Consider the following 1,313-nt stretch of genomic DNA (forward strand, 5'->3'; position numbering starts at 1 on the left):
ACAAAGGCTATGATGTGGCCAAAGCGGTGCTGCATGAGGGGCTGTTGGCCTTGTCAGCAGAGAGTGTGGGAAGCATGTCCGTGTTGCTTAACGATACGGTGGAATACACCAAGACCCGCAAACAGTTCGGCTTGGCTATCGGTAAATTCCAGGTGCTGCAGTTCCGCATGGCGGATATGTTCATCGCTATGGAACAGACCCGCTCCCTGTTGCTGGCATCCACACTGAAATACGTGGAAGGCCACGAGGATGCGGATAAGGCGGTGTATGCCATGAAGGCCCAGTTGGGCCGTGCCGGACGCAAGATCGGCCAGGAAGCCATCCAGATCCATGGTGGCATGGGCATGACCGATGAATTGGGTGTGGGCCATTTCGTCAAGCGGTTGACGGCAGCGGATGGACTGTTTGGTAATGCGGATATGCATTTAAGGGCGATGGTGCAACCCGCCTGAGCCGATACCATGGCGGGGCTTGTTGCTTGGTCATGGAGGCATTGCTATGAAACGGAATTTGCGGGCTGGGGAGCCATGGGGTATATACCCTTGATGAGGGTATTCGCGCAGGTTGATCGCGTATCCGGTTCATATCACAGGGAGTTGGAATGTCTCGCAAAAATATCGCGTCGGCGGCGCTGCTCAAGAATCTTCAGGTTCCCCAGGGCGATAGAACCTACGAGAAAATTCTTGATGCCGGGTTGGCATTGTTCGTGGAATTCGGTTTGCGACGTACCACCATGGAAGATGTGGCCACCCGTGCGGGCATTGGTCGGGCGACGGCCTATCGTCGTTTTGCGGATAAGGACCAGTTGATTCAGGTGGTGATTCTGCGCGAATGCCAGCGACAACTGGCGATGATCGAAGATGAACTGGAGAAGCTGGACAGCGGCCTTGAACGTGTTCTTGAATCCTTCGTGCTGGCGGTGACCCGGGCCCACCGGCATCCGTTGCTGAAGCGGCTGCTGACTTCCGAACCGGAGACCATTTTGCCGCTACTGACGCAACGCCTGTGGCAAATGATGGGGTTCTTCCGTATCTATCTGGCGGGGTTGTTGCAGGTGGAGCAGGATAGCGGTGCTATTCGTCAGCAGCCCATGGAGCCCATGGCGGAACTGATGTTACGGCTTATGCAGTCCATGGTGCTGTCCCCTGATGGCGTATTGAACCCGGCCGATGCTGACAGCGTACGCCGGGTGGCGGAAGACTACCTGCGCCCGCTCCTGACACCTTGATTGTCTTCCTGACCCTCCTGACCCAATGTGACGGGTAATTGATCATTTTGTCCTAAACATAACAGTGAAAGCTGTATGCATGGGT

Annotated in this window: 2 protein-coding genes; both read left to right on the top strand. The window is 55.7% G+C overall.

From position 1 onward, the window contains the following. Positions 1-452, top strand: a 452-nt coding sequence (locus A3754_RS00355; protein ID WP_231880424.1) for an acyl-CoA dehydrogenase, incomplete at its 5' end; no start/stop codon positions are given. A gap of 149 nt (positions 453-601) precedes the next feature. Beyond that, the gene (locus A3754_RS00360; protein WP_063518542.1) at positions 602-1,228 is read left to right on the top strand and encodes a TetR/AcrR family transcriptional regulator; all 627 of its coding nucleotides are present in this window, start codon (positions 602-604) and stop codon (positions 1,226-1,228) included. Positions 1,229-1,313 lie beyond the last annotated feature (85 nt).

The organism is Alcanivorax sp. HI0083 (assembly GCF_001635175.1).

Excerpts from the sequence above, each read along its gene's own strand:
- A3754_RS00360 (WP_063518542.1), top strand. The coding sequence starts at position 602 with ATGTCTCGCAAAAATATCGCGTCGGCGGCGCTGCTCAAGAATCTTCAG.